A 21615-nucleotide genomic window follows, 5' to 3' on the forward strand; every position below is an offset into this window, starting at 1 on the left:
GTCGACCTGGGGGTAGTAGTGCAGGAGGTCTGCCTCTATCTCGTCGCCGTACTTGTCGAGCAGGCGATAGAGGCGGCCTAGTTTCCCCCCGATATCGCTTCGAGCTTCACGCCGATCTCGTTGAATTCATCGACGGTAGGCCGTTTTTTGCGGAACTCGGACCACTGCTCGGGGCCGAGCATCAGCTTCGTTGCAGCGAGGTTCAGCTTCGCGTCCCTGCCGGGGTCGTCAGCCTCAATACCGTACTCCTGCAGTGTTTCCGGGTCCTCTTGGAACAAGAGGATCGCGTCGAGCGGCATGTTGCCGCCGACGGCGATCTTCAGCTCCATGCCGCACTGCTCGATGGTGACGTACCCGGATTCGGCTTCGGCTTCGGCCTTGCGCGCGGCGGCGGACCGCTTCTGCTTGTGGTCCTGCGGCTGCGGCGCATTCGCCGGGATGCCCTTGCGTGCAGGGGTTTTGCGGGGTGTGGTCATGATTGGACTCCTACGAGTGGTGTTGGGGCTCCGTGGGTTTGGAGGCCCAGCCCGAGTGAGGGAGTCCCATGCTCACTCGGGCCGGGGGTCTTGGTGTCAGTCGACGGTGACAGTGCCGCCGGTACCGGCCGCCGACACAGGGGTGATCGGTCCGGTGAACGTCGCCACCAGCGGCCCACCCGACGGACCTTCCACGGTCACGCCGGGCGCGGGCAGCGCCTGCACCGACGCCAGGCCACGCAACGCGGTCTGCAGCGCGTTCGCGGTCTTCGTGGTGATCGACGCCGTGGTGTCCGCACCGGCTGTGGCGGTGTACGCGGTGACGCCGGCCGCGATCGTGAACGTCTTGACCACGTCATCCGAGCTGGCATCGACGACCTGGAAAACATCGCCGTTGGCGTCCTGGGTGTGGTGCACCGTGAGTTCGGCGAAGCTGAGTTCGCCCTCGATGAAGCCGCCGTGGCTCTTGGTCTCCACCGGTGCCGGGGTCAGCTGCACCCACACCCGCTTGCCCTGCAGGGTGTCTTCGTCGACGACGCGGTACAGCACGTAGATCTGCACGTTCTTCGGCGCGCCGATCTTGTTCGGCGCCGAGCCGGGCAGCACGACCTTGCGGGTCACCGCGTTGTCTTCCAGCACGGTGAAACCGGTTTCGAGCTTGCCCTTCTTGAGCTTCACCCGGAACAGGGGATGCCCGAAGCCGTCGTACTCCTTCTTCTCGATCGACGGGTTGAGCGGGATGCCCTTCTTGTCGTCAAGCAGGCCGGAGAACAGCCAACCGAGGACTTCCAGGTCGGCGTCCGGTGTCGCCGGGATCATCGTGTTGATGTCCGCCACGTCGGCTGCCAGCTTGAGCCAGACTTCGGCCTTGTCCGGAATCAGTGTGACATCGGGATTGATGGTGTACGCCATGGTGATTTCCCTCCTTCAAGGGCGTTGACAGCCCTTGCGGGCCAACAAAAAACCCCGCCAGGTAGACGGGGCTGGAATGGGGTTGTTGCGGATCTATCTGAGGTGGATTTCGAGGCCAGCAGCCGCGGCGGCGCGCGTGAGCACACCGTCCTTGGCCTGCTGCTCGGCCGGAACCGAGATCGACGCCGCAGCACGATCGGTGGTGTACTCGGCGACGATCGCATCGTCACCGGCGTGGCTGCCGACTTTACGTGCCAGAGCGTTGATTTCGCCTGCGGCGATTCTCTTGAGGACTTCCTCGGCACCCCTGTGGTCCAGTTCGAAACTCATCGCTACACCTCCACCGTTCGTGCCTGTGCGGTCAGCAACACCGACGCGAACATGGCGCCGGTGGCCTTGTCGCGGCCATCGAGGACCCCACCCATGTCGCCGCCTTTGATGTTCGCGACACCCGGTGGGCGGGGGTTGGATTCGGCGAGCTTGCCCGCTGCCACGGTGGCGATGCGCACCGCGTCGTCGCGGCCGGCGGCGTAGGCGGTCAGCCGCAACATGTGCTGCGACTTCACCGGCCAATGAGCCGGGCCACTGTCGTCGGCGACGGTCAGTAGCGATCCCTGTGCTGGGGTCCACTTGGCCGGCACGTTGTCGCGCACCAGGACGCCAGCCATGTTGGCGTCCAGCCACCCACGCACTGCCGGGAGAATGTCGGCCAGGACGCGCGTCATCCGACGGACCTACCGGTAGTGGACCTGCACAGGACCTCAACACCGCTTGGTTCGGTGCGCGGTCGCTGCCATACCCGAACGCGGGCAAGGCAATCGCGGTCACGGACCCTGATGCCGTAGTCGTCTTTGACGACGTCGGTCGTTTGAACCCAGGCGTCCGTGTCCGGCCGGTAGGCGGTGAGACCGAAATACACGGTGAACTCCACCGTGTCCTGCTCACCGTCCTCACCGAACGAGAGCGCCGTGTTCCCGGGTGCGACCACGAGCGGAGTCAGCACGACCGGAACGCCCGCAGGCAGCGGGTTGCTACCCGCGTCCATACCGAACAGCGGTGTGACCGTCACGGTCTCAGTCACAGCCGGACCCCCACAATGGTCCGGCACCGGTGTAGATCGCCCCGCAGTCACAGAACGTCGCCCCGAGGTTGATCGCACAGGTGTCGGCGTGCTGCACGCTCCCCCCGCCCGCGGTGTCGTAGCTCCACGCCTTCCGGTCACCGCCTCCCGTACAGATCGCTTGCAGCTGAGCGATTTCCGACGGCCACAGCAACGAGCGCCGTGGTGTGGAGTTGTCGAAGGTTTCCGAGTGCTGGAACGGACCGACAGTGTCAGACACCTGGGTCCGCCCACCCTGGCCGGCCTCGTTCCATCGCAGGACGGCCCCGCGCAGGATCGCCTTGGCCGCTTTGGCTTTCAGCGGGTCCAGGTTGTCTTCGCCGAGGCATGGGGCTGACAGAATGGCCAGCCCCATCACGTCGTCGATCATGTCCTGGGCCTTGCCGGGATCGATCTCGGCGAAGTTGGCCAGATCGGCCGGGGTGAGCAGATCAGCCATCAGTCCTCGCTCCGCCCGCTCGCCTTCTGGCCGGCCTTTTTCGGGCCGGGCCGCGGCGCTGTCGGTGCATCGGCGGGGGTGAGCCCGCCGATGCGTTGTGCCTTGTCCTGAGGCACGTCCACGACCACACCGGTTTCCGTGCGGTAGCGGGGCATGGTCAGCCGGCCACCGCGTCGACGAGCTTGGCGAAAGCATCGAGTGCGGCGATGCCCCACCCGTAGACGACCTCGGCGCGGAACGCGACCTGGTTGTTGCGCTGCAGGTCGCCCTGGCCGTCGGGGTCGCCGTATTCGATCATCTTCAGGCCGATGGCCCGCTGGATGCCCCAGCGGATCGCTGAGAAGTCGCCGTCGAATCCGTAGACCTTGGTGGCCGTAGCCGCGACACCGACAGCGCCGACGGTGTCGGAGACCGACGTGTTGTGGTTCTCCAGCCGTCCGGCCGGCGCGGTGGCGTAGGCGAGATCGGGGTACATCTTCGGGCCGATCGGTTCCCCTGTGGCGACCGGGACGCGCTGCTTGCCAAACGAGGCGGCGAACACGGGGTCTAGAGCCAGATCCCGCGGGTTATAGCGATCAGCCAACACCAGCGCGTCAGCGGCGTCCAGGAGCAGTTGCGGAGGTGTGGTTGCGACGATCTCCACCGAGTTGGTGGTCTGCGACAGGTATTCAGTCATCGCAGTGACCGGTGCGCCGCCGGTGGGGTTGATGCCGTGGAACACACCGAAGTCCAGCGCCCGGGACAGCGCGGGCTGGATCAGGCCGAGGATCTGTTCGATGGCGTGCAGCTGCTGGTCCTCGTCGGCCCACTTCACCTCTTCGGTCCACCGCACCGTCTTCTGGAACTTGAACGGCTTGGTGGTCTTGGTGGTCGGGGTGATCGTCGAGGGCCCCTTGTTGGCCCCTTCCCCGACGTACTCGGCTTCGCCGATGTCGAAGGTCATGAACTGGCCGGTCCCGAACTTCATCGGCTCGGCCCCGGACAGGGTGGCGATCGCCGATCCGAACTTCACTTTGCCGAGCCACGGATCGAGAATCTCGTTGGGAAGGTTGAGCTGCGGGCTGGTGAGTACCGCCATGATGTCGTCTCCTTACGTGTTGTTGCCGAACAGCTCCCGCGTGAATTCACGCATGCCGCTGGGCTTTTCGGGTTTGTCGCCGTTGCCCTGGTCGGCAACGTAGTTGTTGTTCTTGCGCTTGCCGCCTGATTGGGCGAGCAGCCGAGCGGCCTGCTTGAGCAGCAGATCGGGATCGGTAGCGGTGAGGAACAGTTCCGCGTCCTCGTCGGCGATCTTGTGCAGCGCCACCAGGTGCGCCTTGAGTCCCTCGGCGACTTTCGCCGGCACGCCGGCAACTTCGGCTTCGGCTTTGGCGATGCGGTCGGCTGCCTTCTGGGCTTCCGACTTGTTCGCCTCTTCAATCTCGGCCAGTTTCTTGGCCGCCGCAGCGTTGGCCTTGGCCCGGGTCTCCTGCTCACGGGCCTTGCCCTTCCAAAACTCCACTGTTTCAGTGGGTTTCTTGTCGCCATCGGCACCCTGCGACCCCGTTGCGGCGTCACCTTGACCACCGTCGCCGTCGCCGTCGCCGGCGCCGCCGTCGCCCTCACCGCTTCCGCCCATGACCGGCCACCAGGGACCGCGCTTGCCGATGCCGATGGCGCGAAGCCCCGTCGTCGGGTGGATGGGCAGCTCGTTGATTTCAGACATGCGTGTTTCTCCCGTTTCGGGTAGTCCTCTGCCGTTGCGGCCGAGGTGGTTTCAAGGGGGGTGACGTCCGGGGACGTCGAATAGCCGCCCCACGTTGCGCGGGAACGGTCGAATAGGGGGCCTACGGCCTACGCGTCGTTGGCGTCGGTCCGGTTGGCGAGATAGCGCTGCATCGTGGGGGTCGAGTACAGCCGTGCGAGGGTCATGTCCTCGTAGCCGGCGGCCCAGAGCTTGGCGAGGGCCAGCGATTTACCGGCGTAGGGGTTGACGTCACCGAGCTGCGCGGCGCGGCCCTCGGCCCGCGCGCGCTTGCAATCCTCGGGCGTGATCACTGCAAGAAGTCCTCACCGGTGGCGGTGTATCTGCGTAGAGAGTACTGCCCGGAGAGCACCATCTTTTTGAAGATCTGCCGGGTGATCCGCCCGCCGTGCTCGTCGAACCATGCCGCCATGTCGCCGCTCATCATCTCGCGTGCCTTCTTATCGCTGACATACCAGAGGTTTTTGGGGTTTACCTTGCCGTCGTAGCGGGCGCTGAGCATGAACCCGTTGGTGGCGTTCTCGGCCTCAATGGCGAGCTCGCTGATGTGCTTGTGGAACGCCGAGGAGAGCAGCTGCTCGAAGTTGTCGCCCGGTAGACCCTCCAGGCGGGCCATGCGGGTGAAGTCGCGCCGGCGGATCGACTCGACGGACTTGCCGGTGACCTCGGCCTCAGCCTCGGCCGGGTCATACCCCTGGTCGATCTTGGCCAGGATCTCATCGGATTGCGCGTTGACCTTGGCCGACCGGCGGGCGCGGTCGCGTTCGCGCCGCCGTTCCTTGCGTTGGGCGGCTTTGCGTTCGGCGTCCTCGAGGTTTTCCAGTGCGATGGCGGCCCGTTCGACACGGTCGTCGTCGCCAGAGGCGATGGCCTCGTCGAGTTCGCGTGCGGCCCGTTCCATCGGGGTGACCGGCTTGGCGGCCGGCGCCGGCATGCTGTGCAGGTCTTCGGCATCGACGCGGCGCCAGTACTCGACGGCGGCCCGGTGCGCATCCTCGGCATCGAGCCACGCGGCGATGTCTTTGGGATCAGGAGTGTCGCCGGGATCGGCCAGCCCAGTGTGGCCACCGCCGCCGGGGTCCTTCGGTCCACGTGGCCCGTCGGTGCCCGTTTTCGGAGCCGGTGCCGCATCTTTGGCGGGCCCGGCGGGCCGGGTGCGGGCCGCGGGCACCGAGGCTGCGGTGCGCTCGCGTTCGATGGCTTCCATGCGGCCCACGACGGCCGTGATGTCGATCGCGCCGTATTCGCCTTTGGTCTGGCCGTCTTTGGCAGCACCACGAACGGCCGCCATGTAGTCCTGTTCCCACTGCTCGACGTAGGCCGGCGGTTCGTAGGTGTCGCCCGGGCGCACACAGACCGCGACGCAGTGGCAATGGTCGTGGTACTTCTCGCCGAGCGGGCGGGTGCCGCGCGTGCGGCCGATGCTGGCCCGGGTGTTCCCGACGCTCTTGCCGGCCGCTGCGGCTTGCCGAGCGTTGCGGTACACCGCGCGGCGATCCAGTGCCTCGTCACGGGTCATCAGGCCGCCGTGGATGGCTCTGCGGTCCGCTTCGGTCAGGTCCACCCCGCGGCCCACGACGCGGGTCGCTGCGGCCTCTGAGGTGTATACCGCGCGACGGGTGGCCAGCATGCGGCAGAACGCGCAGGCGTTGGCCGAAGCGTGGCGGGCCCACCGGGCGCCCTTCTCGCGGTCGACGTTGTGGATGATCGTGTCGCGCGACCCGTCGAACACCGCGCGCATCGCCGAGCCTTGCAGCGCGGGAATCGGTTTGGCTTGCAACAAGGCCCACCGCGCGGAGGCCGCCAGCCGGTCGGCCGGCACCAGGTCTGTGGGAACGTCCGGGACGAATTCCTGACCCGGTGGCTGAGGGCCGACGGGTTGGTCTGCGTAGAACGTCGCGGTGGTCTGAGCGGCCAGGTCCAGGTAGGGCATCGCCAAGGCCGGGTAGGCCTCGGTGAGGAACGCCAGCGCTTCTCTCTGGTCGAGCCGGTCGATCCGGCTCAGCAGCCGCTCCACCTTCACGCCGAGGTCGGCGGCCAGCTGCGTGAGCAGCAGCTGAAACTCAGGAACCGCTACCGGCACTGGCCGCGGCCTGTTGTGCGGTACCCGGTGCGGGCGCCGGAACTTCGGTGACCGGGGAGGCGGTCAGCTTGTCGACCAGCGACCCCGCCTGGGCGCGACCCTTTTGCGCCATGGCCCGCTTGACGTCCCGATCGGACAGGCCGAGCAGCTCCAGGCCGACCTCAGTCTCAGCGAGCCAGGGCACCGCGGCGAGTTGCTTCATGCCGGCGTCGGCGACAGCCGAGCGCGACAGGTAGGCCGGTGGGCGCCACTTGGTGTCGATGCTCGCCCATGCGGCCGGGATCTCGTCCAGGTCGTTCTTGATCGCGAGCGCGCGGGCCATGGAGCGGCGGAACGCCGGAGACCAGTCGTCGGTGGTGCCTTCGGCCTCGGCGATGAGCTGTTTCTCGGCGTTGTCGGAGCCGTCGGCGAGGCTGGTGTTGGTCTTGGCCTGTACCCCGAGCGCCGATACGGGCAGGTCGGTTTCGCCGGCGAAGTCGTTGGCGCACTGCTGAAACAGTTCTATGTGCGGGGCCGGTGAGGACTGCTGGAATTGCTTGACGTCGGCGCGGGCCAGCTTGTCGTCCGGCGCGTCGGGATCGTCGGCGATGCCTTTGATCCGGCCCATCATCGCCTTCCACGTCGGCAGCGGATTGCCCTGATCGTCGGTGAGCACCTCGCGCGGGTCCGCGCCGAGCATCCACAGTTCCGGGTAGGAGAAGAGGTCGCCGTGGCCTTCCATCCGGGTCAGCACGCGTAGTGCGCGATCCTGTAGCGACATCACCACCCGCGAGATCCGCGAGGAACCGAACGGTCGCCCGACTCGGGGCTTGTAGATCAGTGCTTCCGCCGGCACGCCCCAGGGGTGGGGTTTGTCCTCGACCGTCCAGCGGCGACCCATGCTGGCCCTGGTCGCGGTGACGGTGCGGCCGTCGAGGTATAGCACCAAGCTCAGCGGGTTGCGTTCCTCGTCGCGCTTGAGCACTGAGAGCAGGTTGTCCAGTCTGCGCGTGCGGCCGTTGAGTTCGCCGGTGGTGGTGATTGCGTCAGCGACATGGATCAGCGAGGCGGGTTCGTGCTCGGCCCCAGTGGTGTTGATCAGGAATGCGGGCCCGTGGATCAAGGAGGAGACACCGGCACTGGAGGATTCGGCACCGAAATAGTTCTCATCCCACACCTCTTGGTAGCCAAGGGAATCCAGGTCGCCGTCTACCCAGGTGTAGCCGTCGAGGTTGCAGCGCCGCGCGAGGATATCCACAGCTTTTGCCGACCAGCCGAGCACCAGGCCGAGTTTGAAGTACTCCGGGGGCACCACACCCGATCCGAAGCGGCGGACCGCGTGACGACCGTCGTAGTAGCAGGCGCGGAGGTAGTTGCGCGGTCGACGCTTGTCCAGTTCGCCGAGCAGGCCATTGATCAGGGCATTGTCGTCGCTGCCGATACCGGGCAAACGCACTCGGGCAGTTTCGGTGGAGGTCACAGGACGCCTCCCCTCCTTCCTGATCGCGTTGAATCCCTTGCTGGTCGGTGCTTTTCGGTGGCCCCGGCCAAGGCCAAGGTGACCGCCACGAGCGGATGAATGATGGCCGTCGAGTCGCGGCGGTCATATCCCCATCCGCCGGCCTCGGCGATCGGCCGGCGCCGCGCGCCCTTGAGCGCGTTGGTCACGGACTCCTGGCCGGCGTGGGTGACGGTGCCGGCCTTGCCGCGGGTCTGGAACAACAGGCAGCCCTTGGCCATGTAGCGGGCCGTGGAGCGGATCACGGTGACCTTGCGGGCCTTGAGACCGGGGATCATCTGCGCGGCCGGGGACAGGTCGTCGATGACCACCGGGATGCGTCGGCCGGCCGTCTTCGCGATCCAGTCGATGGCGGCCGCGACATCGGATCCGGCCCACACTTCCTCGACGTGGGCGGTGGGCCCGTCGATCCAGGCTGCCCCGACCGAGATGTCCATGCCGTGGGACATGTCCACCCCGAGAGCGTCGGGTGCCACGTCGTCGTCGGGCCCGGCGCCGAACAGCTTGCGCCACTGACCGTCCCTGATGATCGCCAGGTGAACGCTGACCTTGGGCCAGATGCCGAACCCCTCACGGCGGAAAGCGTCGTCGGACAGCATCTTGCGCATGCGGCGGATCGCGCGTTCCCCGGTGCGGTGCGGATATGACGGGTTGGCTTTGCGGAGCTGGTCGCGGTCGTCGAGCTCGGCGTCCGCGTCGGCCGAGAACTCGATGAACAGTGACAGTTCGGTGCCGACGCCGTGTACCGATGGGTTGTCCTCGTCGGCCCAGGTGCTGCTGACCGAGTCGAGCGCGTCCTGGCGCTGCATGGTGAACACTTCGCCCGGGTCAGTCGGCCGGGGTGGGGTGCCCATCATGAACAGCAGCGGATTCTTGACGGTGTTCATGGTCGGAATCAGGTCGTCCATCGCCTTTTCGGTGACCCGCTGAGCTTCGTCGAGGATCAGGATGCCGACGCCGGTGAACCCGAGACCGAAGCCGTTTTCTCGGGCTCCGAACAAGATTCGTGACCCGTTGTGCAGGAATATGCCTTCGTCTCCGTGCGAGTCGGAGATATCGCGGATGTGCGGCCAGCATTTGTCGGTCCTGGCCATGGCTTTCATCGAGTCGAACGTCTCGCGGGCGGTCTTGAAGCGGTGCGCGGTCCAGATCACCGTCAGGCCGGGAATGATCAGCGCCAGCGCGAACACGATGGCCCCGATCAGGTAGGTCTTACCGACCTGGCGGGGTATGGAGATGACGATGGTGTCGGCGGCGTAGAGGCCTTCGGCGTCGAGAGCGAGGATCAGCCGGCCGGCGCCGTCCTGCCAGTTGTCGAAGCCCCAGCCGAGGTTGGCGCAGGTGTCGCGGACCTTGGGCCAGGCGGTCGAGACGATGCCGGCCGGTTGGATCAGGTGGCGGGCGACCTCAGATAGCCGAGGCGTCCCAGAGTTCATTGCTGGTGGTGGCGACGAGCGCGCCGTCTTGGCCTTCGCCGGCGGCGGCGGCCAGCGCGGCCAGTTCGCGGCTGATGTCGGCCTGGCGGTGAGTCAGCGCCGACAGCGCGGTGGGACTGGTCCGGGTGTCGTCGAGAGCGCGAGCGACCCGGGCACGCAACGTGGTCAGCCGGTCGCGGTTGACCGGCTCGCCGGACAGGTCGGCGATCTCACGCAGGAGTTCGAGCTGGCGGCGCACGAGCGCGGCCAGCGCCGTGGCATTGGTCCCCGGGCTGGCGATCGACTGGGCGACCCGCGCGCTCATCGCGATGAGCTGCTGCAGCTCGTCACCGGATTCGGCAGCGGTCAGCACCGACGCGGCAGGCGCCGCAGTGGCGGCGCCCGGGACAGTGCCGTCGGCGCGGACGAGGGCCAGGTGCCGGCCCGGTGCGGGCGTGTCGCTGAACAGGACGTGATCCTTGGGCCGGCCAGCTTGACGGCAGTCCTGGCACTGCCGTGTTCCCCCCGGAAGTGATCTGCTACCCCCCCAGAGCATCTTGCCGCAGCTTGAGCAGGGCGTATCGGGGTTGCGTGCCATCGTCGATCACCTCCTTGCCTGTGGATCGAAAAACAAAGAAAAGCCCAGGGAGAGAGGGCCGCCTATGCCGTGAGGGGCGGCGGCCGACCCCCTCGGGTCGACCGCCCAGGGGGGTGGGCTTAGTCGGACCACCAACGCCGTGCGGTCACGAAGGTGATGCCCGCGGGAAGGTCATTGATGTCTTTGTCGGACTTGTCGCGGTTGCACTTGCGGTGTGCCGGGACGATGTTGTCGATCGTGTCCGATCCACCTTTGGCCAAGGCCTTCAGGTGATCGATGGTGAATTCCAGCGGATCGAGGTAGTCCGCGTCGTAGTCGATCGGCTCGCCGCAGTGGTAGCAGTCGGGCTTCGGGCCGTATGGGCTCGGCGGTAGGCCGAGCCTGATGATCCGGCGGTGCTTGTCGCGTGTCGTGGTGTTGCGCTGGACCCTGCGTGCACCGCCGCGGCCTGCTCGTCCTGTCCTCATTTCACCTCCGGCGAAGGTAGCTAGAAACGAGGAAACCCCCAGGTCCGAAGGGGTTCAGACATGGGGGTACCGACTCGGGAAGGGATATTAGCAGGTCAGGATGGACATATCTGCGCAGCACGGTTCTAGCGGTGTGTTGCCGCTCAGCTCGGCGAGTTGCTACGCGGGCCCTACGTCAGGCCGGTTGGGCGCACGATGCTCGGTCACAGTGGCGACCTTTGACACAGTCATCGCAAGCGCATTCGCATGGACCATCGGGGATGAGGGTTGGACCGTCGCCGTCGAGCGTGCCTACCTTGAACCACCCAGCCTCAGCACGGCCGCCGTCGGTGGTTCCGGGCCCGAACATGCGCAGCGGGTCACTGTTGCGCGGCCCGGCCCACACCTCGCCCAGCGGTACGGCTTCACACGGTTCGATGAGTTCTCCGAACGCACCAAGTGCAGAACCAAGGTCAATTGGCTTGTCGCTCATCATGCATGTCCTTACGTCAGTTCGAGTAGCTAGCGGCGGCGAGTGAGCCTTGGTCGCAGTCGACGTGCCAGGTGTAGCTGGCGTACTCGCGGTCTTCGTCGTCTTCGGCCCTCCATGGGGTGGAATCGTGGGTGAGGTCGTAGACGCGCTCGCCGCCCTTGAATGGCTGGCTGCACACGGGGCAGAGCGCGGTCCCGCTCATGAAGATGTCCCGCCCGACCGTGAATCGTTGTGCGGTATCGCTCATCTCGGTTCCTTCTGTCAGGTAAGCGGCGGGCAGATCTTGCACGCATCGCGCGACCCTGGATGGACGAATGGCCCGCTGTAGTAGCTCGGATGCACGACCGCGCCGCACGCCTGGCTCTGGTCTGTCCAGGGCAGCGTCAGCCCATCATTCGGGCGTCGAGGCACGACGTGAACGTGGGTGTGGAACACCGTCTGTGTGGCGTCAGGTCCGATGCTGGTGATGATGTTGGCCTGCAAGCCTTGCGTGTTCACGTAATCGGCGGCAACAGCCATCAGCATGGCCGCGCGGCGAGAGGAGTGGATATCGACTGCCGCACTCTCGTCGTGGTCCCAGTGGATGACCAGGACGTGGCCCTCGGTCACTGGATTGAGCGGGTTGACGATGGCGACGCATCCGCCCATCCACTTCTGGACGATGTCCAGGTTTCCCCAGTTCGGTTTGCAGAACGGGCATTTCGTCATGTTCGCCTCCTTACGTCAGCCGCCGGAGGCCTGCCGGACCCTCGCGGCTGCGTGAGTACCGCATCGCCGGAACGGCGACCGGCGCATGATTCGTGTAGTCTCGGCACGCCGGTGTAGCTCAATCGGCAGAGCCCTGAGGATCGCGGCCACGAGTGTTGTCGATGCGCACGACAGCCGAGCCCTTCTGACGGAAGTTGCGGGTTCAAGTCCCGTCACCGGTACCACCTCTGTTACGTCAGCCGCGGAGCATCTTGGTCATGCACTCGGGGCACACTTCGCCGTCGTCGCCGGAGTACCAGCCGAGCGGCTGGCCAGTGACGACCTGCAGCGGGTTGTAGTCGTAGGCGTCGTTGAGGGTGCGCTCACGGTGGCATGAGCTGCACTTCGGCAATTCGACGCGCGGCCGCTTCTGCTCGGTTTCCCAGCGGTCAGCCATGCGCGTGAGATCGATTGCGAGCGCGCGATTTTCGCCCGCGCATGACCCTACGTAGGCGTGCAGCGCCGCGATTGCGTGGGGGTCGTGAGCTTCCAGCACGAAGCACTCGCCTACCGGCTTTCCGTTGAGCTTCTCGACGCGGTACTTGCCGTACAGGCCGCGATCCTGATCGGGGTCGGTGATGGTCATTTCTCTCCGTCTCTCCTTGGTTGTGCCGATAAGTGGTAATTGCGTCAGCCTTTTTCATTTGACGGCCGCTTTTTGTCGACCGGTGAGCCGGGTGTCGCGGCGCAGCAATCTGCGGGCAGTGTCGAAGCTGTAGAGCGCCCGATCAGTTTCTTGGACACGGGTTTTGACGAATTGCCCTTGGTGCAGGTAGCCGCGCGGACGTAGACGCTTGATGGCGATCCAGCGGGTGAGCGTCTCGGGTTTCATTGGCTCCCCGGCGTTGTCGAGCGCTTCGAGCAAGGTGGGCTCGGTCATCAGGTCCCGGCTGGCGAGCGCTCGGCGCTGGTTGGCAGCTACGTCGATCTCTTGGCCGCATGCTGGGCAGTCGACGGTGCGATCGCCGACCTGCGCATAGAGGATCTCGCTGCATTCGATCGGGTGACCGGCGTTGTCGTGGCCGGTGATCGTCGAGCAGGGGCCGATGAAGTGTCGTTCGCGGCGGTCGATGGCGCAGACCAGCTGGCCGCCCTTGTCGCCCGATCCGACGAGCTTGTTGACGTCGTCGAAGATGTTGCCGGCGCAGTCCAGTCGTGCGATCGCTTCGATGTTGACCTGTAGCCAGCGTGCGAGGTCGCGGGTTGCGATGGTGTCGAGGCCGGGTGGGCGGCGGCCGGTGTGCCGTTCGGCGATGGTTTCGACCCAGCGCCGCAGGAGCTTTCGTGTGTCTCGCGCGGTCTCTGCGGCGTCGAAGTCCATGACGTTGAGGTCAGAGGCGCTGCGGATGCGGCCGATGGTGCCGTGCGGTACGCGGTCGAGTTTCTGGATGCGCGCGTCGAGGTCGTCGAGCAGCTCGGGCACGCGGTCGAGCATGTTGCCGAGTACTCGGGTGCAGTCGTTGCATAGGTAGAGCTGTGACGGCCGTTTGCACGCGTGGTTGAGGCAGTTGGTCGTCATCCTCGTCCTGGCCTCTCTGAGAGTCGTTGCGTGCAGGGAATTGTGCGTGGCGTGCCGTCGTCGTGACGGCAGTAAGCCCGCGGTTTGGCGTCGCAGTTCGGGCACCGCCGATTGATGGCTCCCGTGGTGGTGTATGCCTCGTAAACCGCGCCTGTGGTACGGCGACGGTGACAACGTCCGGGACCGCGCACGAAGGTGTTCATGACATCGTCTCGATCCATGTCAGGCATAGCCCACCGCCTGTGCTGCTTGGGTTTTCGGGTGATCGCACTTCACGAGGTGTTCGCCGCGGCCACCGTCATCGTCGAGCGTGATGCTGACTCGTCCGAAGTCGTCGCAGTCGGGGCAATCGGCGATCGCTTGGCGGGCCCGGCGGCGGTCTGCGTCTCGGGCCGCGGCGATGGCGACGTCGTGGTCGGCGGCAACGGCCTGCCAGTCCTTGAATGCGCCCCAGGCTTTGCGGCATTGCCCGCAGTCGTCGCGGTAGCCCCGGTGTTGGGGGCAGCATTTGGCGGGCGGATGGTCGAGGTGGATCTCGGCGATGTGCGGCTCTGGTGACGTACCCGAGTTACGTAACAACCCTTGGGTATTGGTGTAGGGCTTAGGTGAGAGGACAGGCGTGTCCGGTTGAAATGACATTCCTGTCCGGTGGTGGCCTGTTTCAACAGGACTCACGTGTCCTACGGTGGAGTTGTTCACAGGACCCACGTGTCCGGTGGTGGAGTTATTCACAGGACTGGCGTGTCCTGTAGAACTGTCGTCGGCCGCGGGCAGCGTGAGGCGGTATTCGGCGGCCTTGCCCGCCTTGGGGTTTGCTGCCGCAGTCTGCTGGATCAGTCCGAGTGCGCGGCCGGCGGCCAGGGCCCGCCGTACGGTCCGCACGTCCACCCCAGCGGCCTCAGAGAGGTTCTGCTCGCCCGGGTGTGCACCGGTGCCGTCGCGGTAGTCCGCGTAGCCCTCCAGGGCCAGCAGGACCGTCTTGCACGACGCGGAAAGCTCTTTGCACGGCATGCGGAGCACCAGGCGCGTCCACTGCCTCCGACTGTCGAATGTGAGCATCTACGCTGCGCCCCTCGGGTACCCGTCGAAGGTGCGACCGTCGTGGTACAGCTCGCGGCCAGCGCGCCCCTTCCCGAGCCGGTACATCGAGGTCGGGTGATGGTGCGGAAAGTCGGCCCGGTAAGCCTCACCCCGTCGAGGGATGCTGTTGACGAAAATCCGTCTCGGCCGGGTCCACCGGAGCGGCTGGTCGAGTTTCTCCGGTCGGAGCTGCACGTCGAACCCGTGCTCGTAGTAGTGACCGGGTGTGCCGCGCCAACGCTCGGCGAATGTCTTGGCGTAGCAGTGATCGCAGCCCGCCGATACCTCGGTGCAGCCGGTGACGGGATTCCATGTCGCGTCGGACCATTCGATCTTGGTTTTATCGCTCACGGGCATCTCCGATCTCGGCGGCGAGTACGTCTGGAGGTACGAGGGCGAGTAGCCGCGGGCTGAGTTGCAGCGCGCGGCGGGCCGCCTCGGGGGTGCGGCGGATGTCGACGGCCGGGCCGACCTGGGACTGTTCGGTGGGTGTGAGTCGTCGCTTGAGGTGGAATGCGCGGCCGGTCCATTCGCGCCATTCGCCGAGTTGCGGGTCTCCGAGTCCGTCGAGTTCCTGTTCGGCTCGCTGGCCGCACAGGGTTGCTCCGTAGAACGCCCGGAGCGGGGCGACCGAGACGTGCCAGACTGGCCCGCCGAATCCGGCCTCGATTCATTCGTAGCCGCTGTTCACGGTGAGGACGATCGAGAACCCGCCGGCCTTGTCGAGCTTTCCGAATCGGGGGTGCATCGTCTCGATGGACAGTCGGCAGTGGTGCTGAAGCGCCGTGGTTGCGGTGTTGTCGGTCATGCCGTCATCCGCTCGTCGACAACGCGTGCGTTGCGTTCTTCCCGGGCCAGCTCGACCAGTCCCGGCCTGACTGGGATGTTGTCGCGGTAGAGGGCTCGCTCCAGTGCGACTGCGGTGGTGTCGAGTTTCTGGACTATCTGGGCGTCGGAGTACCCGAGTTCGCGCAGCTCGACGTACAGCTCCGGTTTGCGGGAGCGTTTGCAGGTGGTGCGGTCGGCCGTGGCCGCCGGGTCGTCGATCGTGTCTTCGTCCCACGCCAGCGGCGGTGGCCACCCGAGATCTGCGGCGCGGCGGCGCGCTCGCTCGCTGGGCCCGGGGATCAGCTGCGTTTCGTTGAACAGTGTTTCGACGCGCAGCGCTGTTGCGGCGGTCACCACGGTGTGCTTGCCGCTGAACAGTCGGGAGCCGTTGGTCGGAAGGATCCCGATTCGTCGGCTCAAATCCGCTTGTGTGTAGCCGATCGCGACGAGTGCGCGTAGCCGCCGCAGCGTGCCGACGGCCGGCACGAACTGGCCGGGAGAGACCAGCCGATGCAGGGCCGCGGCGGGCAGCGGAATGGCGAGGATGCGATCAGCCTTGTCGCGGAAGATCTGCCGACTTGGTGCGAGTCCACGTTTGCCGCGTCCGTTCATCAGGGTCGCCAGGTCTCCGCGGTGTAGGCCTGCGATCCGGCAGATGTGGCGGCGTGAGACGCCGGCCTCGACGAGCGCGTTGACGTGCTGGCGGGCTGGTTCGGCGTCGACGTACTTCGATTCGAACCCGATGCGCTGCCGCGCGGATTCGTAGCAGTTCGGGCATAGGCCGCGCCGCAGTGGTGGCCGCAGCCGCCTGCACTTGGAGCAGGTCGACCCGGTCACGCTGCGTCCTGGTGCTCGATGATGCGTCGAACGGTTGCGTGGTGCACGCCGAGGGTCCGCGCGATGGTGCTCGCGTTGGCGCCGTCGGCGCGTGCGGCGAGGACTTGCGCGACGCGTTCGGGCGCGATGCGTACCGCGCCTTGCGCCACGATGCGCACTGCTGTCGCGTGGTGTGCGTCGTGGCGCGCGGGGTCGTCGACCTGCGCGGTTCCGGTGTGCACTTCGACGTGCACGGCGGCGCTGGCCTGCGGGGTTGGCTGCGTGGTGGTGAGCTGCTCGGCGCGGGCTGCGTTGGTCAGCGCGGCGATTCCAACGGTGCTGCCGGTGATGCCGAGGTCGACGATGAGCGGGACGATCCACGCGGTGACGGGGGCGTAGCCGGCCCAGGTGATGACGAGGTCGCGCAGTGCGACGAACATGAGCACGAATGAGCCGACCGCCAGCGTGACGGCGATGCACAGGGCGGCGCGGTAGGCGGCGCCGGTGATGCGGGCGCGCACCAGGGCGTGGGCGCCGTAGGTGGCGCACAGTTGGATGGCGACGATGACGAATGCGACAACGGCGGCGATCACGGGCGAGCGCGCGGCGCCGAGCATGGCGTGCGTGACGTTGCCAGCGATGGACACCGCCGCGGAGCCGATCAGCCAGGCCCAGAAGAACCGGGTGGCCGCGGTGCGGTGTGTGGTGGTCATGGGTGGTTCCTTTGTTGGATGGCGACCAGGGCTGCGATGCCGGTGAGGTCGGCGATGCGGTTGCGGGTGAGCGTGATGACGTCGTCGAGCGCGTCGAGGGCGCGATCGCGGCGCCGGGTGCGCAAGTTGGGAAACTCGCGCACCCGGCCGATGAACTGTCCGTCGCCGGTGGGGACCGTGTAGAAGTTGCAGTCGTCCAGCGACGGGATGGGATTCACGGGCGATCGGCCGCCTTGATGATGAGAGCGCTCAGGCCGAGCATCACGACGATCACGACGGCCGGGGCCCACAACGGAGCGGTGACCCACCACCAGGACCAGGTGATGACCCCGGTCAGCTTGAGCACGAGGAAGACGACGAACAGGATTGTGCCGATGCCGATCCCGTTGCTGTTCGACTTGGTGTTACTCATGGCTGCGCGTACACCGGGAGGTCGAGGTGGTCGACGATCTGGGCGGTGAGGTCGGCCCATGCTTGGCGGACGATCTCGCGGGTCGGGAACAGCTTGACGGCGAGCAGCAGGTGTCCGTCGACAACGTCGGTGCGGAAGTAGGCCGGGACGTCGTAGAGCTTCGGGTGGCCTTCCCACGGCCGCAGGGACAGCATGATGTGTTCGGGCACTTCGAGTTCGCGGCCCGCGACGCCTGCCGTCCTGGCGACCTCCATCTTGTAGACGTAGGTCAGTGCACCGTTGGCGCGAGTGGGGGCCGATTCGAACTCGCCTTTGGTGGACTGCTTGATGCTGTCGATGATCAACAGGAGGTCAGCTTGATCTGGTGAGGTGATGCAGTGGCGCAGTTCTTCGATCGTGTCGCCGAACTTGCCCTGGGGCATGTACTGGCCCGAGATCTTGTGCCACGCCACCCAATCCGGATCATCGGTGAGCTTGAGGGTGAGGATGTCGTCGCGCCATCCGGCGGCACCGCCGACAGCGCTGGCGTGGTCGTTGTAGATCGCGTCGATCTTGCCGCGGTCTGCGTTTCCCCACAGGGTGCCGGTATTCAACGGCAGCGGGCGCCGGTCCAGTTCGTGCAGGAACGAGTCGACATCGCTCACGGTGCGGGTGCCTTTGGCGCGCAGTGGAACGATGGAGGCTTCGAGGGCGGCGGCCCGGTCGTCGATCGCCTTTACTTGCAGGCCACCGTTTTCGGTGACAGCGACAGCGTGGCGAAGGTGCTCCACGGTGCTATCGACGATCTGCGCCTCGTGTGGGGCGTGCTCGACGCTGGCCGTGGTGATGGCGGCCAGCTCGGCCAGATCGGCAAGTTCGTTGGTGTCGGACATTGGTTCGGATTCCTTCCGGTTGGTTGCTGTTGGGGGAGGGTCAGGCAGTGTCAGTCGTGGCCAGCGCCAGCGGATTTGCCGTCGGGTGCGGGCATGGTGGCAGCGGAGACGGGCCCGTAGAGGCCGGGCTGGTTGCGGGTCAGGCGGCCGTCGTCGGTGCCGAACCACATCGACTTGCGCGGTTCTTTCGGCAGGGTGTAGGTGATCTTGTCTTCGAGGCTGAACGTGCCGGCGATGTTCGGTACGGGTTTGACGGTGAGTTCGACGACGACCTTCCCGGGCTTACCGGTCCGGTTGACCGCCTCGACAACCTCTTTGAGCTTGGCCGTGGCATCGTCGTTGGCGCGGCCTTTGGCGTGCTGTACGAACGTGACGGCGAAGTCGTTGGGGTCAGAGCCGTTGTCGGACATGCGTTGTGTTCCTCTCAGTGAATTGATGGAGATCGGCGCCGAGGCCGGCGGCGACCGCGACGGCCAGGCCGACGCCGAACAGGGTGATGGCGCCGAGGTAGATACCGGCCAGGGCTGATCCGCTGGCGACCGCGCCGACGAGGATGCAGATTGCGCGGATCACGTGAGCGCCGCCTCACGAGCAGCGCGGCGTTCGCTCCGCTTTTCGCGCGCCTTGTTGCTTGCTTTGCGGCACGCGATGCACACGGGTTCCTTGAGCCTGCGGTGACGGTTGTAGCCGGATTCGGTGCCGCACAGCACGTCCGGTAGCGGTTTTCCGTCGTCGATGAGTTGCCCGCCCCAGACGCCGTGGCGTTCGCCTGTCGCCTTGGCGTGCTGGCGACACTGCAAGATCACCGGGCATTGCTGCTGGCAGATCGCCACCGCTCGCGCGGCGTCTGCGCGGCCGCCGTTGCCGGATTTCTCGGTGAAGAACAGTTCCGGGTCCTTATTGCGGCACGCAGCTCGCTCCATCCATGCACTGCTCATCGGGCACCACTCATGACGGCATCCCATTGCGCCCGTACCCATTCGACGTCGCCCATGGCGGTGTGCCGGTCGAAGTCCTCCGGGTTGACCCCGACGGCAGCGGACAGCTCGTCGGAGCTGTAGGGCGGCAGCATCGTCATCGGCCAGAACTCAGGCCAGGTCGGTGTGGCGATCCCGCGGGCCCACCCGACGATCACGTTTTCGATGTCGATTAGGTGGTAGTGCCACGGGTCTTGAATCCCGTTGGGACGCAACATCTGGTGCCGGATTCGTGCAGTGTCGAAGTCCGGCACCGCGCCGATGATGGTCGGCCGGCCTTCCAGGAACATGGTGATCATCCCGGCTGCGGCGTTGATGCCGACCGCGCGGTCGTGGTCGTAGCGCGCCGCGTAGTCCTGCGCGAACTCGGCGGGCAATGTGTCAAGCCACGGCTGCGGGTCGTGCTCGACGAACAGATGCAGCGGGTACTCCCGGCCGGTCTCACCGTCACGGCGCACGGCGGCGAATTCCCAGATCGGAGAATCCAGGTCGAGGCCGAGGGTCTCGGTGTCCATGAACACGATGTCGCCCATCAGGCACCCACCAGATGACCGGGCTCGTCGGCCAGCACCGTCTCCGGGGTGACGGGGTAGGTTTCGCGGCTGCCGCCGGCGTCCTGCCAGTAGCCGCCCCAGCAGGAATAGCGGCCACAGGCCAGCGGCACCCACCGTTCGGGCCACCAGATGGTCCGCTCACGGGTCCAGGAGCCGTCGGCGCGCTGTGGGCTGTCGCAGATGGTGCGGCGCTGCGAGCCGAGGAATCCCCACAGCACGGTCTGGCAGCCGATGCCCGGGGCCGCGTCGGCCCGCGCGGCGTAGGCGATCCCGGTTCCGGCCAGGACCGCGCCAGCGGCCATGGCGGCGAGGAACCGACGCACCGTGCGCCGAGCCGGCCGCCGTCGAGTACTCAGCGGAACCAGCCACGGGGCGCCCGGCACGGTCCCGAGCACCGATGCGTCGAGGTCGGCGATCTCGGGAACCGGATAGGTGCCCTGGCGCCACGCGTCGAGCAGCTCGGCGGCGTGATCGACGGGCCAGTCCAGGCAGGCATCGATCGCCGCTGCGTCCTCGAATGCGACCGTGAGGCCGATCGGATCCCACTGGCTGCCGTCGACCACGGCTTGGTCGGCGATGGCGTCGAGCAGATCACGCAGGTACGCCAGGTCGCAGCTGAATTCGACGTCATCGACGGTGACCGGCTCCGAATGCGGCAACGCGACGACCGTCGTCGGTAGGTGCGACCACTTCGCGTGATGCTCCTCTATCGTGGTTGCAGACACGGGTACCTCCTGTTTGTCGAAAGGCCCGCCCCGGGGTGCGACCCGGCGCGGGCCGCTTACTTTTTGGTGACGTAGAAATCGGCGAGTAGCTCGCGCGCGACGTCGGACCAGCTAGCGCCTGTCGCGTGCCACGAACCGAAGATGTGCGCGGCGAGATCGTCCTGACGCACGGATAGCTGATCAGGATCAGACTCGATCACCTCGAATTGCGCAGCGCGGTCACGCAATTCGGCTGTGAATCGGTCGAGCACAGACTGGTCCGACGTGCGGACAGGCGGCAATGTCATCGCGACATCGGTGAACTTGGCGGCGTAATCGATCACGTCCGCAGCCCTGCCGAGGATCACCGAATCAGGCAGCTGGCAGAACTCCGTGGGTGGCGACGCTTCCCCAGCGTCACCACCCACGGGTTCGTCATGATCGCTCACCAGACGCTCAGGGCCGTCGAGCATGTCGGCGACCAAACGAAGGCCGGCCGCCGAGATCATGCGGATGTCACCAGCGAGTGTCATTCGCTGGCCTCAGCAGCGCGCTTGGCGGCGAGTTCGTCTATGTCGGATCGGCGGAAGAGGTAGGCGCCGTTCTTCCCGGGGAGCTTGTGCGCGGGTTCGAGATCGCCCGCAGCGACCCACCGACCAATGGTGGCCTGGTGGACCTTCAGGATTCGGCAAACCTCCGCTGAACCGATGAACTCGGTATCGGTGTGCGTTGGCATGTGAGTCACCATTGCACAGTGCATTGCACATCGCAAGGTCAACACAGCGTGTCGATGAATTTGAGTGTTCAACCGTAGAATGCAGTACGCATTGCGCTTTGCACAAACATGTGTCAAAGTCGGACTATGAGTACAAGCACAGAAGGTGTGTTTGTCCCCCAGTGGGACCTAGCCGACCGCCTGGCGAAAGCACTCAGAGTCGCCGACGTCTCGGTTCAGCAAATGGCTGACTATCTAGACGTTCATCGAAACACGGTGAGCGCGTGGATAAATGGACGCACCCCGCCCAGCACGCAGTCAGTTCGCCTGTGGGCAATGCGGACAGGCGTGCCGTATTTGTGGCTCAAGGATGGAACCATCCGACCCGACAGTGGGCCCGATGGTGGGGGCATGGAGCCGCCTGGGGGAATCGAACCCCCGACCTATTCATTAC

General features: G+C 66.1%; 34 protein-coding genes and 1 tRNA gene. 2 read left to right on the top strand and 33 right to left on the bottom strand.

All coding sequences use genetic code 11. From position 1 onward, the window contains the following. Positions 1-77 precede the first annotated feature (77 nt). The 16 genes from BST13_RS35220 to BST13_RS38550 form a co-directional block, all read right to left on the bottom strand. Positions 78-476: a hypothetical protein gene (locus tag BST13_RS35220; protein ID WP_083170487.1), complete on the bottom strand. Its 399-nt coding sequence runs from the start codon at positions 474-476 to the stop codon at positions 78-80. Between the two features lie 96 nt (positions 477-572). Next, on the bottom strand, positions 573-1388 hold the full coding sequence (locus BST13_RS35225; protein ID WP_083170489.1) for a hypothetical protein: 816 nt from the start codon (positions 1386-1388) through the stop codon (positions 573-575). Between the two features lie 93 nt (positions 1389-1481). Continuing rightward, positions 1482-1718: a hypothetical protein gene (locus BST13_RS35230; protein WP_083170491.1), complete on the bottom strand. Its 237-nt coding sequence runs from the start codon at positions 1716-1718 to the stop codon at positions 1482-1484. Between the two features lie 2 nt (positions 1719-1720). Continuing rightward, positions 1721-2113, bottom strand: a complete 393-nt coding sequence (locus BST13_RS35235; protein WP_083170493.1) for a hypothetical protein — start codon at positions 2111-2113, stop codon at positions 1721-1723. After that, a complete protein-coding gene (locus BST13_RS35240; RefSeq protein WP_083170495.1) occupies positions 2110-2469 on the bottom strand; it encodes a hypothetical protein in 360 nt (119 codons plus the stop codon). Before BST13_RS35240 ends, BST13_RS35235 begins: the two co-directional genes overlap by 4 nt. Continuing rightward, positions 2462-2947: a hypothetical protein gene (locus tag BST13_RS35245; protein ID WP_245839934.1), complete on the bottom strand. Its 486-nt coding sequence runs from the start codon at positions 2945-2947 to the stop codon at positions 2462-2464. The genes BST13_RS35240 and BST13_RS35245 overlap by 8 nt, the downstream gene beginning before the upstream one ends. 157 nt (positions 2948-3104) lie before the next feature. Further along, complete coding sequence (locus tag BST13_RS35250; protein WP_083170497.1) at positions 3105-4025, bottom strand: phage major capsid family protein; 921 nt, start codon at positions 4023-4025, stop codon at positions 3105-3107. A gap of 12 nt (positions 4026-4037) precedes the next feature. Continuing rightward, positions 4038-4652, bottom strand: a complete 615-nt coding sequence (locus BST13_RS35255) for a hypothetical protein (RefSeq protein WP_083170499.1) — start codon at positions 4650-4652, stop codon at positions 4038-4040. 128 nt (positions 4653-4780) lie between these two features. After that, the gene (locus BST13_RS35260) at positions 4781-4984 is read right to left on the bottom strand and encodes a ribosome modulation factor (RefSeq protein ID WP_083170501.1); all 204 of its coding nucleotides are present in this window, start codon (positions 4982-4984) and stop codon (positions 4781-4783) included. Then, positions 4981-6774, bottom strand: coding sequence for a VG15 protein (locus tag BST13_RS40025; RefSeq protein WP_245839935.1), 1794 nt, complete (start codon positions 6772-6774; stop codon positions 4981-4983). Before BST13_RS40025 ends, BST13_RS35260 begins: the two co-directional genes overlap by 4 nt. After that, positions 6755-8233 carry a phage portal protein gene (locus tag BST13_RS35270; RefSeq protein ID WP_083170503.1) on the bottom strand — a complete coding sequence of 493 codons (1479 nt, stop codon included), beginning with the start codon at positions 8231-8233 and terminating at the stop codon, positions 6755-6757. Before BST13_RS35270 ends, BST13_RS40025 begins: the two co-directional genes overlap by 20 nt. Then, entirely contained in the window at positions 8230-9708 is a 1479-nt protein-coding gene (locus BST13_RS35275; RefSeq protein ID WP_083170505.1) for a terminase, read from the bottom strand. The genes BST13_RS35270 and BST13_RS35275 overlap by 4 nt, the downstream gene beginning before the upstream one ends. Further along, complete coding sequence (locus BST13_RS38895; RefSeq protein WP_142282926.1) at positions 9680-10285, bottom strand: hypothetical protein; 606 nt, start codon at positions 10283-10285, stop codon at positions 9680-9682. Before BST13_RS38895 ends, BST13_RS35275 begins: the two co-directional genes overlap by 29 nt. Positions 10286-10404: 119 nt before the next feature. Then, positions 10405-10752: an HNH endonuclease gene (locus BST13_RS35285; protein WP_083170509.1), complete on the bottom strand. Its 348-nt coding sequence runs from the start codon at positions 10750-10752 to the stop codon at positions 10405-10407. A 488-nt stretch (positions 10753-11240) separates the two neighbouring features. Further along, on the bottom strand, positions 11241-11471 hold the full coding sequence (locus BST13_RS38545) for a hypothetical protein (RefSeq protein ID WP_095533841.1): 231 nt from the start codon (positions 11469-11471) through the stop codon (positions 11241-11243). 14 nt (positions 11472-11485) lie between these two features. Further along, positions 11486-11932: an HIT family protein gene (locus BST13_RS38550; protein WP_095533842.1), complete on the bottom strand. Its 447-nt coding sequence runs from the start codon at positions 11930-11932 to the stop codon at positions 11486-11488. A gap of 107 nt (positions 11933-12039) precedes the next feature. Here BST13_RS38550 and BST13_RS39235 point away from each other — a divergent pair. Next, positions 12040-12156 (top strand) — tRNA-OTHER (locus tag BST13_RS39235). A gap of 11 nt (positions 12157-12167) precedes the next feature. On the opposite strand, the gene BST13_RS40030 is transcribed toward BST13_RS39235, so the two are convergent. The 17 genes from BST13_RS40030 to BST13_RS35380 form a co-directional block, all read right to left on the bottom strand. Then, positions 12168-12557 (bottom strand): hypothetical protein, encoded by a 390-nt coding sequence (locus tag BST13_RS40030; RefSeq protein WP_245839936.1) that lies wholly within the window; start codon positions 12555-12557, stop codon positions 12168-12170. Between the two features lie 54 nt (positions 12558-12611). Continuing rightward, complete coding sequence (locus tag BST13_RS35310) at positions 12612-13490, bottom strand: DUF1922 domain-containing protein (protein ID WP_083170513.1); 879 nt, start codon at positions 13488-13490, stop codon at positions 12612-12614. Between the two features lie 222 nt (positions 13491-13712). Beyond that, positions 13713-14501, bottom strand: a complete 789-nt coding sequence (locus tag BST13_RS35315) for a helix-turn-helix domain-containing protein (RefSeq protein ID WP_142282927.1) — start codon at positions 14499-14501, stop codon at positions 13713-13715. Between the two features lie 48 nt (positions 14502-14549). Next, a complete protein-coding gene (locus BST13_RS40035; RefSeq protein ID WP_245839937.1) occupies positions 14550-14921 on the bottom strand; it encodes a DUF5131 family protein in 372 nt (123 codons plus the stop codon). Between the two features lie 319 nt (positions 14922-15240). Beyond that, positions 15241-15378: a hypothetical protein gene (locus BST13_RS39240; RefSeq protein WP_158087255.1), complete on the bottom strand. Its 138-nt coding sequence runs from the start codon at positions 15376-15378 to the stop codon at positions 15241-15243. Continuing rightward, complete coding sequence (locus tag BST13_RS35325; RefSeq protein ID WP_083170517.1) at positions 15375-16235, bottom strand: helix-turn-helix domain-containing protein; 861 nt, start codon at positions 16233-16235, stop codon at positions 15375-15377. The genes BST13_RS39240 and BST13_RS35325 overlap by 4 nt, the downstream gene beginning before the upstream one ends. Next, positions 16232-16927: a helix-turn-helix domain-containing protein gene (locus tag BST13_RS35330; protein WP_083170519.1), complete on the bottom strand. Its 696-nt coding sequence runs from the start codon at positions 16925-16927 to the stop codon at positions 16232-16234. The genes BST13_RS35325 and BST13_RS35330 overlap by 4 nt, the downstream gene beginning before the upstream one ends. Then, on the bottom strand, positions 16924-17145 hold the full coding sequence (locus BST13_RS35335; protein ID WP_083170521.1) for a hypothetical protein: 222 nt from the start codon (positions 17143-17145) through the stop codon (positions 16924-16926). Before BST13_RS35335 ends, BST13_RS35330 begins: the two co-directional genes overlap by 4 nt. After that, positions 17142-17339: a hypothetical protein gene (locus BST13_RS35340; protein ID WP_083170523.1), complete on the bottom strand. Its 198-nt coding sequence runs from the start codon at positions 17337-17339 to the stop codon at positions 17142-17144. The genes BST13_RS35335 and BST13_RS35340 overlap by 4 nt, the downstream gene beginning before the upstream one ends. Further along, positions 17336-18211: a DUF2303 family protein gene (locus BST13_RS35345; RefSeq protein ID WP_083170525.1), complete on the bottom strand. Its 876-nt coding sequence runs from the start codon at positions 18209-18211 to the stop codon at positions 17336-17338. Before BST13_RS35345 ends, BST13_RS35340 begins: the two co-directional genes overlap by 4 nt. 50 nt (positions 18212-18261) lie before the next feature. Beyond that, positions 18262-18621: a hypothetical protein gene (locus BST13_RS35350; protein ID WP_083170527.1), complete on the bottom strand. Its 360-nt coding sequence runs from the start codon at positions 18619-18621 to the stop codon at positions 18262-18264. Beyond that, entirely contained in the window at positions 18602-18784 is a 183-nt protein-coding gene (locus BST13_RS35355) for a hypothetical protein (RefSeq protein ID WP_083170529.1), read from the bottom strand. Before BST13_RS35355 ends, BST13_RS35350 begins: the two co-directional genes overlap by 20 nt. Further along, a complete protein-coding gene (locus BST13_RS40285) occupies positions 18781-19149 on the bottom strand; it encodes a WhiB family transcriptional regulator (RefSeq protein WP_281254789.1) in 369 nt (122 codons plus the stop codon). The genes BST13_RS35355 and BST13_RS40285 overlap by 4 nt, the downstream gene beginning before the upstream one ends. Then, entirely contained in the window at positions 19146-19721 is a 576-nt protein-coding gene (locus tag BST13_RS35365) for a 3'-5' exonuclease family protein (RefSeq protein WP_083170533.1), read from the bottom strand. The genes BST13_RS40285 and BST13_RS35365 overlap by 4 nt, the downstream gene beginning before the upstream one ends. Next, positions 19721-20467, bottom strand: a complete 747-nt coding sequence (locus BST13_RS40045) for a CDGP domain-containing protein (RefSeq protein WP_245839938.1) — start codon at positions 20465-20467, stop codon at positions 19721-19723. Before BST13_RS40045 ends, BST13_RS35365 begins: the two co-directional genes overlap by 1 nt. A 56-nt stretch (positions 20468-20523) precedes the next feature. After that, the gene (locus BST13_RS35375) at positions 20524-20979 is read right to left on the bottom strand and encodes a hypothetical protein (protein WP_083170535.1); all 456 of its coding nucleotides are present in this window, start codon (positions 20977-20979) and stop codon (positions 20524-20526) included. Next, on the bottom strand, positions 20976-21182 hold the full coding sequence (locus tag BST13_RS35380) for a helix-turn-helix transcriptional regulator (protein WP_158087256.1): 207 nt from the start codon (positions 21180-21182) through the stop codon (positions 20976-20978). The genes BST13_RS35375 and BST13_RS35380 overlap by 4 nt, the downstream gene beginning before the upstream one ends. A 126-nt stretch (positions 21183-21308) precedes the next feature. On the opposite strand from BST13_RS35380, the gene BST13_RS40505 reads away from it, so the two are divergent. After that, positions 21309-21615: helix-turn-helix domain-containing protein (locus BST13_RS40505; protein WP_158087257.1), on the top strand; the 307-nt coding region annotated here is incomplete at its 3' end.

Source organism: Mycobacterium aquaticum, from assembly GCF_002086485.1.
In the GTDB taxonomy this organism is placed as follows: domain Bacteria; phylum Actinomycetota; class Actinomycetes; order Mycobacteriales; family Mycobacteriaceae; genus Mycobacterium; species Mycobacterium aquaticum.

Coding starts and splice junctions, on each gene's coding strand:
- BST13_RS35220 (WP_083170487.1), bottom strand. CDS start 476: ATGACCACACCCCGCAAAACCCCTGCACGCAAGGGCATCCCGGCGAAT.
- BST13_RS35225 (WP_083170489.1), bottom strand. CDS start 1,388: ATGGCGTACACCATCAATCCCGATGTCACACTGATTCCGGACAAGGCC.
- BST13_RS35230 (WP_083170491.1), bottom strand. CDS start 1,718: ATGAGTTTCGAACTGGACCACAGGGGTGCCGAGGAAGTCCTCAAGAGA.
- BST13_RS35235 (WP_083170493.1), bottom strand. CDS start 2,113: ATGACGCGCGTCCTGGCCGACATTCTCCCGGCAGTGCGTGGGTGGCTG.
- BST13_RS35245 (WP_245839934.1), bottom strand. CDS start 2,947: ATGGCTGATCTGCTCACCCCGGCCGATCTGGCCAACTTCGCCGAGATC.
- BST13_RS35250 (WP_083170497.1), bottom strand. CDS start 4,025: ATGGCGGTACTCACCAGCCCGCAGCTCAACCTTCCCAACGAGATTCTC.
- BST13_RS35255 (WP_083170499.1), bottom strand. CDS start 4,652: ATGTCTGAAATCAACGAGCTGCCCATCCACCCGACGACGGGGCTTCGC.
- BST13_RS35275 (WP_083170505.1), bottom strand. CDS start 9,708: ATGAACTCTGGGACGCCTCGGCTATCTGAGGTCGCCCGCCACCTGATC.
- BST13_RS38895 (WP_142282926.1), bottom strand. CDS start 10,285: ATGGCACGCAACCCCGATACGCCCTGCTCAAGCTGCGGCAAGATGCTC.
- BST13_RS35285 (WP_083170509.1), bottom strand. CDS start 10,752: ATGAGGACAGGACGAGCAGGCCGCGGCGGTGCACGCAGGGTCCAGCGC.
- BST13_RS38545 (WP_095533841.1), bottom strand. CDS start 11,471: ATGAGCGATACCGCACAACGATTCACGGTCGGGCGGGACATCTTCATG.
- BST13_RS38550 (WP_095533842.1), bottom strand. CDS start 11,932: ATGACGAAATGCCCGTTCTGCAAACCGAACTGGGGAAACCTGGACATC.
- BST13_RS40030 (WP_245839936.1), bottom strand. CDS start 12,557: ATGACCATCACCGACCCCGATCAGGATCGCGGCCTGTACGGCAAGTAC.
- BST13_RS35310 (WP_083170513.1), bottom strand. CDS start 13,490: ATGACGACCAACTGCCTCAACCACGCGTGCAAACGGCCGTCACAGCTC.
- BST13_RS35315 (WP_142282927.1), bottom strand. CDS start 14,501: ATGCCGTGCAAAGAGCTTTCCGCGTCGTGCAAGACGGTCCTGCTGGCC.
- BST13_RS39240 (WP_158087255.1), bottom strand. CDS start 15,378: ATGACCGACAACACCGCAACCACGGCGCTTCAGCACCACTGCCGACTG.
- BST13_RS35330 (WP_083170519.1), bottom strand. CDS start 16,927: ATGACCACCACACACCGCACCGCGGCCACCCGGTTCTTCTGGGCCTGG.
- BST13_RS35340 (WP_083170523.1), bottom strand. CDS start 17,339: ATGAGTAACACCAAGTCGAACAGCAACGGGATCGGCATCGGCACAATC.
- BST13_RS35345 (WP_083170525.1), bottom strand. CDS start 18,211: ATGTCCGACACCAACGAACTTGCCGATCTGGCCGAGCTGGCCGCCATC.
- BST13_RS35350 (WP_083170527.1), bottom strand. CDS start 18,621: ATGTCCGACAACGGCTCTGACCCCAACGACTTCGCCGTCACGTTCGTA.
- BST13_RS40285 (WP_281254789.1), bottom strand. CDS start 19,149: ATGAGCAGTGCATGGATGGAGCGAGCTGCGTGCCGCAATAAGGACCCG.
- BST13_RS35365 (WP_083170533.1), bottom strand. CDS start 19,721: ATGGGCGACATCGTGTTCATGGACACCGAGACCCTCGGCCTCGACCTG.
- BST13_RS35375 (WP_083170535.1), bottom strand. CDS start 20,979: ATGACACTCGCTGGTGACATCCGCATGATCTCGGCGGCCGGCCTTCGT.
- BST13_RS35380 (WP_158087256.1), bottom strand. CDS start 21,182: ATGCCAACGCACACCGATACCGAGTTCATCGGTTCAGCGGAGGTTTGC.